The sequence below is a fragment of the Aquimarina sp. AWH4_224 genome (assembly GCF_056160245.1).
The window spans coordinates 315,643-329,618 of record NZ_JBSWWU010000007.1; the positions used below are offsets into that span (position 1 = coordinate 315,643).

Below are 13,976 nucleotides of genomic sequence, written 5' to 3' on the forward strand. Positions count from 1 at the left end.
CAACAATATTCCTTGATAATGAGTAACAAAAAATCATAAGTGTGGACCAATATTGTAATAGAATAAATTAGGTTTTGGATAATTAGGATTATCTTTACCTCTCAAAAATTGCAACGGAATGATCAAATGGCTTGCCACCTTATTAGGGTATATATTTTTTAGGTTTCCCGGAGCCGTTCTTGGATTTATATTAGGAAGCCTTTTGGATACAACCTCTATTGGTAAAGGTGATTTCAAAACGGTTTTTTCTGATCAACCTAAAGTCACACCTGCCGATTTCGAGTTGAATCTTTTATCGCTCTCCTCTATCGTGATCAAGGCAGACGGAAGAGTCAACCAAACCGAATTGGATTATGTGCGCCGCTATTTTGTGAGTGCCTATGGGAAAGAAAGAGCCAATGCCACCTTTAGAACATTTAATGAAATCATTAAAAAAAGGGAGGTGTCCGCTCCACGAATATGCATGTATATTAATCAGCATACTCGCTATCCTTCGCGATTACAAATTCTTCATTTTTTATTTGGGATTGCCAATGCCGATGGCAGCATCAGTTCGTCTGAAGCTTCAGAAATACAGAAAATAGCTGGTTTCTTAAGAATCAATGTTCGGGATTTTGAAAGTATTAAAGCGATGTTTTTCAAAACAGGAGATCATGCGTACAAGATTCTTGAAATCGAAAAAACAGCTACTGATTCTGAAGTGAAAAAGGCCTATAGAACCATGGCAAAAAAGTATCATCCCGACAAATTGCAGCATATGGATGAAGTGTATAAGAAAGGGGCCGAAGAAAAGTTCAGAGAGGTACAAAAAGCTTATGACGCCATAAAAAAAGAACGTGGTATTAGTTAGATTTTAAAACAACCTTCTCCATAGGGCTTTCAAAAACAATAGATTTGGCAAACTGGTTGTAATTTTGATTTCTTCCCAAAGGGTAGTTTCCTCGTCCAAAAATTTTAGAATTTTACGACTGTCATTTTTCTTAAATAATATGGAGAACAATCGGTGTCCGAACCCGTTATTTTTGTACAACACGTCCAAAAACAACAGATCGTAATACCAAAATCGAGTTCTTTTTTCAAATTTTGATAGGTCTGTATTGCTTTTGATATAGGCTACCAATCGTTTCGTCTTTTTTGAAGAAATCGCAAAGGTGTATCCAGTACTTGCTTTGGTCCATCCTCCTGCAGTACCCATATGGATGATATTAGTACTATTGGATTTTTTGAATTCATACGAAGTCATCGGGATGCATCCCTTTTCTTTTTCTACAATTTGATAGTTCTTGATTCCTTTGCTATCTAAATAGGTTACAATAGCTTCTTCGTACTCTTTTTCTTCCAATAAATCTTCAGAAAACAGGGTGTATTCAAACAGAGCTTCTTGTTTTGAAGTAGGCAGCACATACATAAACCGGGTATTCCCTTTTTGATCCACCGTAAAGTCCATAAAAGTGGCTTCCTGATCATCAAAAGCATCTGTTTCGGTTTTAATAAACCAACCCAAAAAATGTTGATTCAATAAGGGAAACTGCTGTTGCTTTTTATACGCATCGGATAGAATAACGCTATTGAATACTTTACCTGCCTGATAGGTGGTCTGATCTGTAACAACCTCTGCATAAGATCCTTTTTCATTTAATGCAACAAGGGTCTCTTTGGCAATCCTTACATTGGTTTTTGAAGCTATTTTTTTTAAGATAAAATCATAGAAATCCTTTCCTCGAATCATCTTATACTGATATGGCAAAATAGCTGTGTGTTCTTTGTAGGCAGTGCTTCCGAAATAGATATTATCCCACCTTTTGTGCAATATAGCATCCCAATCTCCATCTTTGAGATCCCAATAACACCAAGTACGATCATTTTGATCTTTGGAAACTTTATCGATCAGTAATATGGAATGATCATCGAAGTAAGGATCAGACACTAACCTATAGGCAAACATAAGGCCAGACGCTCCCATACCCGTAATGATGTAATCATATTTTTGCATTCAGAACAATATGAAAATGGAAAAGAAGACCAATATAGCAATAAAAATATGTACCGAGATCGTGAAACGAAACATGTTCACCATTTTTTGAAATAAGAACTGAACAATACATGCCGTTACCAACCAACCCACATAATTTTGAAATGGAGCAATTCCTCCTTCAAATTCCCAAAAATCAAATCTAGGTGCCGAGAACTCCATGACCACATCCAGCAATACCATAATTATTGCTCCCAATGCTGACGAAATCAAGATAGGATCAACAATTTTCTTTGCTAAAGCGGCACAACAATACGTTAAGATAGCCCAATTCACCCCAATCATCCAAGGTACACCATACACTTTTGGGCCTAGGTTCTTACCATACTCATAAACTCCAAAAATCAATCCGGTATTGACACCAATAATTTCGGCAATCATACCAATACCAAAAGGAATACACAACGCATATATCAATTTCAGATTAAAATCAGCATTCCAAAGAATTAAAAAAAGGTATATCGACAAATGGAGCCAGGTCAGCGATAAAAACCATGTTTCATACCCCATAAGAATTCCTAAAATCCCAGAGATGGTAAATAACCAAACAACAACGATGGAATATCTAAGTTTTCTATTTGGGGCCATTCTTATCATTTTTTAGTGTCTTTTGAAATGAGTTCTGCAACTATCTTCCCGGATAACAAGCATAAGGGGATCCCTCCTCCTGGATGCACGCTACCACCACAGAAGTACAGTTTCTTAATCTGTTGAGAAAAGTTAGGATGCCTTAAAAAAGCTGCGTATTTATTATTACTAGACGAGCCATACAAAGACCCTTGATAGGATTGTGTTCTTTCTTCGATAGCACGCGGATCTAGAATAGACTCGGTCTCGATGATTTGCTCAATATCTCTCTGCAAAACTCTAGAGAGTTTCTTCAAAATATTTTTTTTGGCCGTTGCGATGATATGATCCCAATCCTGGCCATCATTTCTAGGAACGTTAATCATTACAAACCAATTTTCGCACCCCTCTGGTGCATCATTGGGCTCATTTTTTGCGGTAATATTAATGTATACAGTCGGATCGTTACCAACTTCTTTCCGGGTAAAAATACAATCGAACTCTTCTTTGTAATTTTCGCTAAAAAATATATTGTGAAGATCCAATTCTGGAAATGTTCCTTTGATTCCCCAATAAAATATCAATGCCGAACTCGATCGTGGTTGTTGTAGTGTTTTTTCTGGAGCTTTACAATCAGGAAGCAACTTTCGATATGTAGGAACTATATCCATATTAGAAACTACCACATCAGCATCAATACGTTTCTCCCCAACAAAAACTCCTTCTGCACTATTATTTGCAACAGCTATTTGCGTAACCTTTGCATTGAAATTAAACACCACTCCCAAATCTTGAGCCAGACGATATAGACTATGAGCTATGCTATACATTCCTCCTTCTGGAAAAAAGGTACCATAGTATTGTTCCAAATGTGGAATCATAGACATGATTCCTGGAGTTTTGTATGGATTAGAACCATTGTAGGTGGCAAAACGATCAAAAAACTGAACCAATCTACGGTCTTTAAATTTTTTTGAATTCACTTTATGCAACGTTGCACCTATATCCAGCTGTCCAACATGAGTTATTGCCTTTATCGTATCTGCTGATAAATAGGTGTTTAATTTATGGAGAGATTTCTCAAGAAATAAAGAGGATGTTAAATCAAATTTCTTTTTACTACGATCAAAATAATCTTTGATAGTTTGAGCTTCGACTTCAAAAGCTTCGGCGGCAGAAGTTGCAAATTTATCAATATCGGCATGTGCCGTAAATCGGGTATCATCCTCATAGAAGTAGTTACAAACGGTCTCTTTTTTTACATAAGAGAAATATGCCGACATGGGTTTGCTGGATACCGTAAATAATTCTTCTATAAACTGAGGCATTGTAAACAAGGATGGACCACAATCAAAACGATAACCTTTTTCTCGAATTTCTGCCAATTTACCTCCTGCACTTGGATTGGTTTCGAAAACCTCAACATCAAAATTTGCACTTTGCAGTCGAATTGCTGTTGCCAAACCAGCAATGCCAGCACCTATTATTATCGCTTTTTCTCTTTTCATAAATTTATGACGATCACTCAAAATTCCGTAATATTAGGGTCTTTTACCGCATAGGCATTTCATTTTTTATATATCTTTAACACGTGTTGTAGCTGTTATGATCAAATCCATTATTTTTCCGTTAATAATCCTACTATTTCAGGTATCGTTATCCGCACAAGATTCGACTAACACTGAGTCTCCAAAAATCATTAGTAAACTGAAGTTAGGATCCTCGATTGAATTCGACTCAAAGAGCATCAAATTTGTAAAAGTTATGGAGGATTCAAGATGCCCAACAGGAGTATCTTGCATGTGGGAAGGGCAGGCAAAAGTGCAGATTGAAATCTATGAAAATGGAAAGCTACTCGAAACGAAGGAATTAATTTTTGGTAAGACGAACATTAATCCCAAAAAACAAGAGGTAGTTATGCCCCATGAGGATAAAACAGTTTATGCATATACAATTAGTCCATACCCTGCCAATCAACAACCCATCCCCAAAGCAAACTATTATCTAGAATTGATCATCAAATAAACAGCTAAACAATAATGTTGCCAACCCTTTTATTATTCGCACTGTATGATTTCTAATACTGGAAAGGCTCATATTGCCTTATTGAGTGTAAACATTGTTTATGGTGCCAATTATTTAATCGCCAAAGGGTTGATGCCTAACAAAATGGAAGCCTCTGCATTGGTATTTCTTCGTATAGCGGGAGCTGGGATTTTATTTTTTATTCTGAAAACATTTATCAAAGAATCCGTAGATCGAAAAGATATTCCTAGACTTGCGCTATGTGGTTTTTTGGGAGTAGCTACCAATCAGTACTTCTCGATGAATGGTTTAAGCCTTACCTCTCCGGTAGATGCTGCCATCATCATTACTGCCATGCCTATTTACACGGTGATTATAAGTCGTTTTTTACTGAAAGAGCCTTTTACCTCGAGACGAGTACTCGGGATTACTATTGGAGGACTAGGAGCCATATTGCTTATCTACTTAGGAAATTCTGGATTGGGTACCGGGTCGATTAAAGGAAATGTTTTTATTGCCATCAACGCCCTGGCTTTTGCTTTTTATCTGGTGATTGTAAAACCTATGATGTCTAAATACAAACCCGTTACCGTGATCATTTGGACCTTTTTGTTTGGGTTTATATTCATGTTCCCGTTATGCATTTCTCCCTTACTAAACACTGACTTTGCTGCTTTTGAATTTACCAATTGGATATCGCTAATCTATGTTGTCGTTGGGCCCACCTTTCTTGCTTATTTACTCAACATGTTTGCGTTGCAGTACGTGAAACCAACGGTATCTAGTAGTTATATCTATGTGCAACCTGCGGTAGCTATGATTTTGGTTGCATTGGTGTCGTATTTGGTAGTAGATAGCCAGTATCAAGGAGATATTACCATCTCAAAATTACTTTGTTGTATCCTTATTTTTATGGGAGTCTACTTGATTAGCAGTGGCCCTTTACCTTGGAAAAGAAAGCCTAAAAATTAATGGCAGCCACAACCACCATCATCGCATCCCCCTTTATTCTTTTTCTTAGCTGAAGACCAGGAAGGCTTCCAAAAGAACTTTTTGATCAAAAATCCCACTGCGACCGCAAATACCAGAAGTACTAATATGTTTTGAATTATAACATTCATATAAAATAGGTCGTATAAAGATACGAAACCTTAAGTGATTTATTTTAAAATTTGATACGCAATCAACGCTACAACATAGGCCAATCCACTCATAAAAAACAACTGAATAGTAGGCCATCTCCAACCGTTGGTTTCCCTTTTTACGATCGCCAACGTACTCATACATTGCATCGCAAAAGCATAAAACAATAACAGAGATATTCCACTAGCAAAATTAAACACTGGTCTTCCTGTTTTTTCATGTACTTCGGCAGCCATTCGATTTTTGATGGTTTCTTCTTCATCGCTCCCTACGCTGTAAATCGTAGCCAACGTTCCTACAAATACTTCTCTGGCTGCAAAAGAACTTATGATCCCAATTCCTATTTTCCAGTCATATCCCAAAGGAGCCACCAAAGGTTCTATCCCTTTACCAGCATACCCAATAAATGAATGCTCTAATTTATAAGACACGATTTCGTTTTCAAGTTCTTCACCAGAAAGATCACTATGCGCAGCAGTAACAATCTCTTCGGCTTTATTAAACTTATCATTAGGACCAAAGCTTGCTAATACCCACAAAATAATCGAGATCGCCAAGATGATTTTTCCTGCTCCAAATACAAATGCCTTGGTTTTTTCGATCACGTTAAAAATTACATTTTTAAACAATGGCACTTTGTATCCTGGCATTTCGATAACGAAATACGACTTGCTTTTTATTTTAAGAACTTTATTCAGTATCCAAGCCGCTCCTACAGCAGCACCAAAACCTAAAAAATAAAGGAACATTAAGGTAAGACTTTGATATCCAAAAATCCATCCAACCTTTTCGTCTGGGATCACCAATGCGATAATGATTAAATACACTGGTAATCTGGCAGAACAAGTAGTAAACGGAACTACCAAGATCGTTATGAGTCGTTCTTTCCAACTTTCTATATTTCTGGTAGCCATTACTGCAGGAATTGCACATGCTGTTCCCGATACCAAAGGCACTACACTTTTTCCACTCAATCCAAATCTGCGCATTCCTCTATCCATCAAAAACACCACACGGCTCATATAGCCACTTTCTTCGAGAATAGAGATAAATAGAAATAAAAATGCAATCTGCGGGATAAAAATCACAATACCTCCTAAACCAGGTATGATCCCATCGGTAATCAGATCCACAAACGGTCCTGCGGGTAATACCGATTTGGTGGCTTCACTAAGCCATGCAAAAGCTTCGTCGATCAAATCCATGGGATAGGACGACCAGTCATAAATGGCTTGAAAAATCAATAATAGAATTCCGAAGAAAATAAAATAGCCCAAAAACTTATGGGTAAGTACTCTATCTAATCGTTCTCTAAGTCCCGTGGCTGCTTTTTCGTCTACAGTAACTCCTTGTTTGAGCACATTATTGATAAACTGGTAACGTTTGATCGTTTCCTTTTGCTGTAGTCGTTTGAGTTCACTTTCAGATTTAATCTGAAAATCCGGAGAGATATCCAATTCTTGTTTATCTACTTTTCTGAAATTGACATCCTGAGTAATCACCAACCAAAGTTTGTACAAAGACTGGTTAGGGAACGCTTGTTGTAATCTTTCAAAATAATCTGGTGCAAAAGAAAGTGCATCTACACAAGGGGATTTGGGCAAAGATGCATAGGATTCGATCATTTTTTTTAACTCATCGATTCCTTGCTTTTTTCTGGCACTTACCAAAGCTATTTTGGTATTCAATTCTTTTTCTAACCGTGGAATATCCAAAGAAATTCCTCTTCGCTGCATACGATCAGCCATATTGATTACCAAAATGGTAGGAATCTCCAAATCTTTGATCTGTGTAAACAGCAATAAGTTTCTTTTTAGATTTTCAACATCAGTAACCACCACGGCCACATCTGGAAAATCTTTATCTTTTTTGTTGAGTAACAACTCAATTACTACATTTTCGTCTAGCGACGATGCATTCAAGCTATAAGTACCCGGTAAGTCCAGGATATGCGCTTTTACTCCTCTGGAGAGTTTGCAAATCCCTTCTTTTTTTTCTACCGTTATTCCGGGATAATTCCCTACCTGTTGATTGAGTCCTGTAAGTAAATTAAAAACCGAAGTTTTTCCTGTATTTGGGTTTCCTATTAGTGAAACTTTAATCTGCTTAGCCATAAAAAGAAACTACCTTTATAAAATTTGAACTTCGATTTCTGCTGCCACTTCTCTACGGATTGCAAGATGGCTGCCATTGATATTGAGATACATTGGACAACTAAAAGGAGCTGTTTGTAGTAACTGTACCTCGTTACCCGGAAGACATCCCATTTCTAATAATTTTAACGGTATCACATCGGTGGGAATCTCCTTAATCAAGGCTCGCTGACCTTTCTTAAGATGGGCAATAGTAGTCTTCAAAAGCTTATTTAGATTAATTTTAAACTAGGCAAAAGTACGGAAAAAAACCTAGTGCAAATGCTAAATTCTTCAAAATAAAAGGGAGAAAGTGGCCTATTCTGAGGGGTTTTCTTGCTTTAATACTTTAATATCTTCAATCAAGCGATCAATTTCTTCAGGATTGGTACCATCATAAAACCCTCGTATGCGTTTCTTTTTATCTACTAATACAAAGTTCTCGGTATGTACCATATCATAGGGGCCACCATCGCCATCTGATTTGGCTGCCAGATAGGATTTGCGGGCCAGATCATAAATCTGTTTTTTGTCTCCTGTTACCAGATTCCATTTGCTGTCGTCTACTCCCTTTTCTATAGCATATTTTTTTAATCGAGCTACGCTGTCAATTTTGGGAGTGACACTGTGGGATAGTAACAATACCTCCTGATCATCTTTAAGTCGATCCTGAATCTCTTTCATATGCCCAGTCATAATCGGGCAAATGGTTTGGCAAGTCGTAAAGAAAAAATCAGCTACATAAATACGATCTTTGTAATCCTCTTGAGTAATGGTTTTTCCGTTTTGATTGGTCAATTTGAAATCGGCGATCTTATGATACTTGCGCACATATTGCACCGTACTATCAACCAGTTCGGTATTTACCATTTCTGGTGCATATACCTGTAGCGTTCTTTTGGGTTTAAGAATGGTATAAATGATACTGATGATTATTGCAGATAGTATGAAGAGTACTACGGCAAAAAACTTATACTTTGAAAAAAACTGAAGCATACTCATTTTTCTGGCTGCAAAAATACGAGGATTATCCTGTATTTGTGTTTTCTTTTTCATTAAAAAAATACTAAATCTGGTGATATCGAGGGTAGATTTTTTTTATATACCTCTTAAAAGGTTACTTTTGCGTGATTAAATTTTGAATACGACCTAATGAGTCCATTTTTTGTAAAAGCCATTCAGTTACTACTGAGTTTATCGATCCTAATCGTTTTGCACGAGTTAGGGCATTTTATACCTGCCAAATTATTTAAAACCCGAGTAGAGAAATTTTTCCTCTTTTTTGATGTGAAATTTGCGCTCTTTAAGAAAAAAATTGGTGAGACCGTTTATGGTATCGGTTGGTTGCCTTTGGGTGGTTATGTAAAGATTGCCGGGATGATCGATGAAAGTATGGACAAAGAGCAAATGGCTGGACCACCTCAACCTTGGGAGTTTCGATCCAAACCGGCTTGGCAACGATTGATCATTATGCTAGGGGGAGTTACTGTAAATATCATCCTTGGATTTTTGATCTATATGGCCATCATTTTTACATGGGGTACGAACCATGTAGGATTTGATGACTTACCACAAGGGTTTGCTGTTGCGGATTCGTTTAAAGAGTTAGGATTTAAAGATGGGGATCGTGTGATGGAAGTAAATGGTGAAACGCTGGAAGATGTGATCCAAATCAACCATTATCTGTTTATGAGGGATGTAGAAAACATCACCGTAATGCACCAAAATGGACAAAAAGAAACATTGTCTATTCCTGAAGATATCGGAACGACGATGTTTGAATCTGGAGTACTACGCCCATTCTCCCCTATTGCTGAACCTGTATTGGATAGTGTAGTAGCAGATACTCCTGCAGATAAAGCAGGATTATTAAAAGGAGATCGCATCGTAAGCCTAAATGATCAAAACGTGGTCTATTGGAACGATTTTAATCGATTGAAAAGAGCGGATACTACTAATTCGGCATTAAAGATAACTTATCTAAGAAACGGAGCAGAACAAACCGTAATGGTAACTCCAAACGAAGATGGTGTGGTTGGGGTATATCCTAAAGCAAACTTTGAAATCCAGAAAAGACAATACAGCTTTACCGAAAGTATCTCTGCAGGTTTTGATTTTGGATATTGGACGCTGCATGACTATATCGCACAATTTAAATATGTATTTACCAAAAAAGGCGCTAGCCAGGTAGGTGGTTTTGGTGCCATAGGAAATCTTTTCCCAGATGCCTGGAACTGGAAAGCCTTTTGGGGTACTACCGCTTTTATTTCTATTATTTTGGCTTTTATGAACATCTTACCGATTCCTGCATTGGATGGTGGACATGTGATGTTTTTACTGTATGAAATTATTGCAGGAAGAAAACCAAATGATAAATTTATGGAGTACGCCCAACTTGTTGGTTTTATTATTCTTATCGCCTTATTATTATTTGCTAACGGAAATGATATCTATAGAGCGATCACAGGAAAATAATAAAAATTAAAAAAATCTTTTTGAGAATCAAAAATTAGTATATATTTGCACTCGCAAAAGAGAAATACTAAGTATCTTTGCAAACATAAATTCCTCCTTAGCTCAGTTGGTTAGAGCATTTGACTGTTAATCAAAGGGTCCTTGGTTCGAGCCCAAGAGGGGGAGCTTAACACTCAAAGAGTTACGAAATATAATCGTAACTCTTTTTTGTTTTTAGGGTGTTTTCATCAAAGTTTGCTTGCATTTTGCTTGCACTACGAGGTTTTATATGAATAATTATGATCTCATTTGATCAGAATTTGAATTAGATGGTGTTTTGAAATTATAGAATAGTCGTTTCAACTATTTTGCTTATTCAATATTAGTATATTCAATTAATAATTATAAAAAACACTGATACTTCTAGCTAAAAGGTTTTAATTGTTTTATTCCATTAATCACATCTTTATTATCGCATAACCTCATCAATTTAGCATTTAGTTTTTCAGTATACTCAAATGACACCAGTCCTTTTTTAACAAGTTCCAAATCCTTAACAATTTCTCCAATCGTTACAATGGCATCTTGATTTTGAAGACTTTTCTCCTCTGAAGTTCCTATACGTTGTAAATGATCTACATCTCCACCTACTTTTTTATATAGTTTTATATGATTTTCTGTGATATTCATCTTTTTATTAAACTTTCTTGTATATCTGCTATTTTATAAACATTAATCTAAATTCCAATATACATCATTCATAGTTTCAGGGTCATCAGTCCCGGCAGCATTCCGCAACCAATTATCCTCATCGTAATGGCTTGAGGAATTAAAATCGACTTCATTATCTTCTTCTCTAAAGCCGGTGGGATTTTTATGTACAATTCCATCTTCAACTAGTTTTTTAAAATTGTACACTTTTTCTTTCCATTCTTTCACAATAGCTGTAAACCCATCACCTACAGAAATATCTTTAAAAAATTTCATGTCGCTTTTGAATACCATTACAGTGCATCCGTTGCATCTTAATTTTAGTGTAGTAGCCTCTACTTCATCCCATCCCGTAAGTTTATCAACCATTGTCTTTCCATAGACAATTTGCCTTACCACTACCTCAATTTGATAAATCCCTGGATTTATTGTATTTATTTTCATCGTTTTATTGAACTTTAGTTAATAATGAAGAATTTTAATAACCCTAATGCAAGATTTAATCCTCAAATAATTTAAAGATTAGCTTCAACAATACTACCATCACTCATAGCTAAAGACTTAAGAATTACCTTTAACTTTATTTTATGCTGTTTACGATATTTTCGTGCTTGCTCTAATTTTCTATAATTTAAATCTCGAATATCGTATGTCATTCTTGCTGTTATCTGATTTCCATCATATATATAATCTGTTTGGTGTTGGGTTATTGGAAACTTCAATTCGTGTGTAAAATCATTAACTATGTATAACGTTTTATTAAATTGATCTGATATCACTATATCATATCTTAAGGCGGTTATTGCTCTAGGATCATAAGGATCTTTTCTATAATAATGATGCACATCAATAATAAATTCCTTTTTGTATTTAGATATGTCCTTCCAATGTACAAATGGCCCTTGATTTATCTCAACTAAATTATCAGGAAATTGATTCGCTATTATAGAGTCTTCAATTCTTTCAATTTCTTTTTCGTATCCGATCATTTCGTACGTAACCATAGTATTCATAGTAGAATCAAACGTGATATCCTTCATAGTAATACTACCGTTATTTACTTTCCAGAAAAGAAATTGTTTATTAATCTTTTGTTGAGTATACAGGTCACTTACTTCTCTAATTATCGTATCTGGCACACCATACCATAAGCTATATAATTCTGTAATTCTTTTAGATTTAGATAATCGAATACTATCATTTTCATCGAAATTTAATATATCTATATTATTAAATTGAATCTCAATTTTTCTTAATTTGCCAAAACCAAATTTTGGGTTAATTTTTACTACTACGGGGAAATCACCCTGTTCATCCGTAAAAGTAAAATCGAAACTCAAAGTATCCTTTCTTGGATCTAATGATTTTTTAGATTTGTCAAATTGATAATTAGTCTTCATTTTCTTAATGAAATTATTTTTTGACTCATCACCCAATGCTATATCTTTAAATGGATCTTTATTCCTGGAACAACCGAAAATAAATATGGATGCAAAAAGATAAAGAAAAAAGAATTCCATAGATCGTCTTAGTTTATTTACTTTATAGAATCTCATCGTTTATCTAGACTTTAATAATTCTTCTTTCATTTTAAGGTGCTTTTCCTCCAGCGTGGAGTACATTTCCTGATATAAACTTAGAAAATCGGTTAAAAACTCAAATGTGTTTTTTGATTTAATAATACCTTTACCATTCATAACATTCATAACATCTTCGTGCCAAGCTTTTTCCTTGTAACTTAAATTAAGTATTTGAGTATTATTAACATGTGCAAATGAATTTCTAATAGATCCTAATTTTTGAAGTTTTGAAATAATATCGTTAGTATCATTATTTTCGCCTAAAATGCCGCGTAAAACTTTTAATTTACCTCCAAAATGCATAATAGAACTATTCAAAACATGAGTTATAAATAATTGAGAATTACTAGGCTGAAAATAAATAAAAATTATATCGTTAATTAAACCTTCAATTATAATAGAAGAATTAATTACCCAGCCTTGTGCCTCAATTTTATTAAACTGTTTTAAGTCTTTTTTTGTAAAAGTTTGTAAGTTAATTACTTCTTTATCTCCACCGCATTTAGGACATTTTCTACTCATCGTTTATTTAAACTTTATTAAAAATGTAATTTTAATTCTTCTCTTAAATGAGTTAATTGATCTTTTTCAATATAAAGGGAAATATTTTCAAGATTTCAATTTTCGTCGTAATTATGCTTAGGAGGATATTTTTCAATATCCTCATCCAGAATATTTACAAGAAGTGAATAGTTTTCCGAACTAACTCCCCAAATCACTTTTTTAGTCTTTCTCATCGTTTATTTGAAATTTTATTAACTAATCTGTAGGAAAAACATTTCTGCGTTATCTAGCTTAATCCATTTTTAAAACATCTTCTCCGTCTTTCCTAAATACGGAACCTGTTCGTCTATATTTCATTTTCTTTCCGTCCACGCACAAAACATAAACTGCATTTCCAAGTTGTTCAGAAAGTTGCAAAAGGATGATTTTCCTTTCGTCTACTCCCAAGTCAACTGAAATATGTTTTTTTAAATCATCAACTCTTGTTCCCATTTTCTTCCACGAACCACTTTTATTCCATTTAGGTTCTTTATACCCATCTTCAATGGCGCATGTGTTTGTCGGCTTGGCTTCAGGATTTAGATATTCCCAAGTTTTATCGTCGTTTAAAAGAACTTTCTTTCCATCTTTAGTTGTTGCAATAATGGTTTGAGCAAATGACAAAGATGAAATCAAGATTAGATTTATAAAAATTAGTTTTTTCATAATTTATTCAGTTTGAGCTTGAGTGAATACAATGATTGTAACAAAGGGATAAAGGGCATTTCCCCTATCTTCTATGGGTTTTTATTTATTAAATCCTCATTTATCGTATATTTGAACTTTTAT

The 13,976-nt window shown here is 35.1% G+C and carries 16 protein-coding genes and 1 tRNA gene; 5 read left to right on the forward strand and 12 right to left on the reverse strand.

The genetic code is table 11. The features are described from left to right. Window positions 1-118 precede the first annotated feature (118 nt). Window positions 119-850: a TerB family tellurite resistance protein gene (locus ACXAGJ_RS15440; protein ID WP_473284766.1), complete on the forward strand. Its 732-nt coding sequence runs from the start codon at window positions 119-121 to the stop codon at window positions 848-850. Between the two features lie 3 nt (window positions 851-853). Here the strand turns inward: ACXAGJ_RS15440 and ACXAGJ_RS15445 are convergent, their stop codons facing one another. From ACXAGJ_RS15445 to crtD, 3 genes are read right to left on the reverse strand one after another with little or no spacing between them, the layout of a single operon-like run. Beyond that, complete coding sequence (locus ACXAGJ_RS15445; RefSeq protein ID WP_474841042.1) at window positions 854-1,993, reverse strand: lycopene cyclase family protein; 1,140 nt, start codon at window positions 1,991-1,993, stop codon at window positions 854-856. Further along, complete coding sequence (locus tag ACXAGJ_RS15450; RefSeq protein ID WP_474841043.1) at window positions 1,994-2,620, reverse strand: carotenoid biosynthesis protein; 627 nt, start codon at window positions 2,618-2,620, stop codon at window positions 1,994-1,996. Window positions 2,621-2,625: 5 nt separating this feature from the next. Beyond that, entirely contained in the window at window positions 2,626-4,107 is a 1,482-nt protein-coding gene (crtD, locus tag ACXAGJ_RS15455; RefSeq protein WP_474841044.1) for a 1-hydroxycarotenoid 3,4-desaturase CrtD, read from the reverse strand. Window positions 4,108-4,204: 97 nt separating this feature from the next. On the opposite strand from crtD, the gene ACXAGJ_RS15460 reads away from it, so the two are divergent. Both ACXAGJ_RS15460 and ACXAGJ_RS15465 read left to right on the forward strand, forming a co-directional pair. Beyond that, entirely contained in the window at window positions 4,205-4,624 is a 420-nt protein-coding gene (locus tag ACXAGJ_RS15460) for a hypothetical protein (protein ID WP_474841045.1), read from the forward strand. Window positions 4,625-4,669: 45 nt separating this feature from the next. After that, on the forward strand, window positions 4,670-5,596 hold the full coding sequence (locus tag ACXAGJ_RS15465; RefSeq protein WP_474841046.1) for a DMT family transporter: 927 nt from the start codon (window positions 4,670-4,672) through the stop codon (window positions 5,594-5,596). Here the strand turns inward: ACXAGJ_RS15465 and ACXAGJ_RS15470 are convergent. The 4 genes from ACXAGJ_RS15470 to ACXAGJ_RS15485 all read right to left on the reverse strand — a co-directional run bounded on the left by ACXAGJ_RS15470 (window position 5,593) and on the right by ACXAGJ_RS15485 (window position 8,895). Next, window positions 5,593-5,745: a FeoB-associated Cys-rich membrane protein gene (locus ACXAGJ_RS15470; RefSeq protein WP_474841047.1), complete on the reverse strand. Its 153-nt coding sequence runs from the start codon at window positions 5,743-5,745 to the stop codon at window positions 5,593-5,595. The genes ACXAGJ_RS15465 and ACXAGJ_RS15470 overlap by 4 nt on opposite strands. Before the next feature lie 39 nt (window positions 5,746-5,784). Then, window positions 5,785-7,881 carry a ferrous iron transport protein B gene (feoB, locus tag ACXAGJ_RS15475; protein WP_474841048.1) on the reverse strand — a complete coding sequence of 699 codons (2,097 nt, stop codon included), beginning with the start codon at window positions 7,879-7,881 and terminating at the stop codon, window positions 5,785-5,787. Between the two features lie 15 nt (window positions 7,882-7,896). Continuing rightward, window positions 7,897-8,124: a FeoA family protein gene (locus ACXAGJ_RS15480; RefSeq protein ID WP_073320079.1), complete on the reverse strand. Its 228-nt coding sequence runs from the start codon at window positions 8,122-8,124 to the stop codon at window positions 7,897-7,899. A 93-nt stretch (window positions 8,125-8,217) separates the two neighbouring features. Further along, window positions 8,218-8,895 carry an SCO family protein gene (locus ACXAGJ_RS15485; RefSeq protein WP_474841096.1) on the reverse strand — a complete coding sequence of 226 codons (678 nt, stop codon included), beginning with the start codon at window positions 8,893-8,895 and terminating at the stop codon, window positions 8,218-8,220. Between the two features lie 156 nt (window positions 8,896-9,051). Here ACXAGJ_RS15485 and rseP point away from each other — a divergent pair, with 156 nt between their 5' ends. Beyond that, window positions 9,052-10,374 carry an RIP metalloprotease RseP gene (gene rseP / locus ACXAGJ_RS15490; RefSeq protein WP_474841049.1) on the forward strand — a complete coding sequence of 441 codons (1,323 nt, stop codon included), beginning with the start codon at window positions 9,052-9,054 and terminating at the stop codon, window positions 10,372-10,374. Between the two features lie 91 nt (window positions 10,375-10,465). Beyond that, window positions 10,466-10,539 (forward strand) — tRNA-Asn (locus ACXAGJ_RS15495). A 237-nt stretch (window positions 10,540-10,776) separates the two neighbouring features. Here ACXAGJ_RS15495 and ACXAGJ_RS15500 read toward each other — a convergent pair. The 5 genes from ACXAGJ_RS15500 to ACXAGJ_RS15520 form a co-directional block, all read right to left on the reverse strand. Beyond that, window positions 10,777-11,043 carry a hypothetical protein gene (locus tag ACXAGJ_RS15500; RefSeq protein ID WP_474841050.1) on the reverse strand — a complete coding sequence of 89 codons (267 nt, stop codon included), beginning with the start codon at window positions 11,041-11,043 and terminating at the stop codon, window positions 10,777-10,779. A gap of 42 nt (window positions 11,044-11,085) precedes the next feature. Further along, complete coding sequence (locus ACXAGJ_RS15505) at window positions 11,086-11,508, reverse strand: hypothetical protein (RefSeq protein WP_474841051.1); 423 nt, start codon at window positions 11,506-11,508, stop codon at window positions 11,086-11,088. A 71-nt stretch (window positions 11,509-11,579) separates the two neighbouring features. Continuing rightward, window positions 11,580-12,584, reverse strand: a complete 1,005-nt coding sequence (locus ACXAGJ_RS15510; RefSeq protein ID WP_474841052.1) for a hypothetical protein — start codon at window positions 12,582-12,584, stop codon at window positions 11,580-11,582. Window positions 12,585-12,623: 39 nt separating this feature from the next. Next, window positions 12,624-13,166 carry a hypothetical protein gene (locus tag ACXAGJ_RS15515; RefSeq protein WP_474841053.1) on the reverse strand — a complete coding sequence of 181 codons (543 nt, stop codon included), beginning with the start codon at window positions 13,164-13,166 and terminating at the stop codon, window positions 12,624-12,626. Window positions 13,167-13,439: 273 nt separating this feature from the next. Continuing rightward, a complete protein-coding gene (locus tag ACXAGJ_RS15520; RefSeq protein ID WP_474841054.1) occupies window positions 13,440-13,853 on the reverse strand; it encodes a DUF3157 family protein in 414 nt (137 codons plus the stop codon). Window positions 13,854-13,976: the final 123 nt, after the last annotated feature.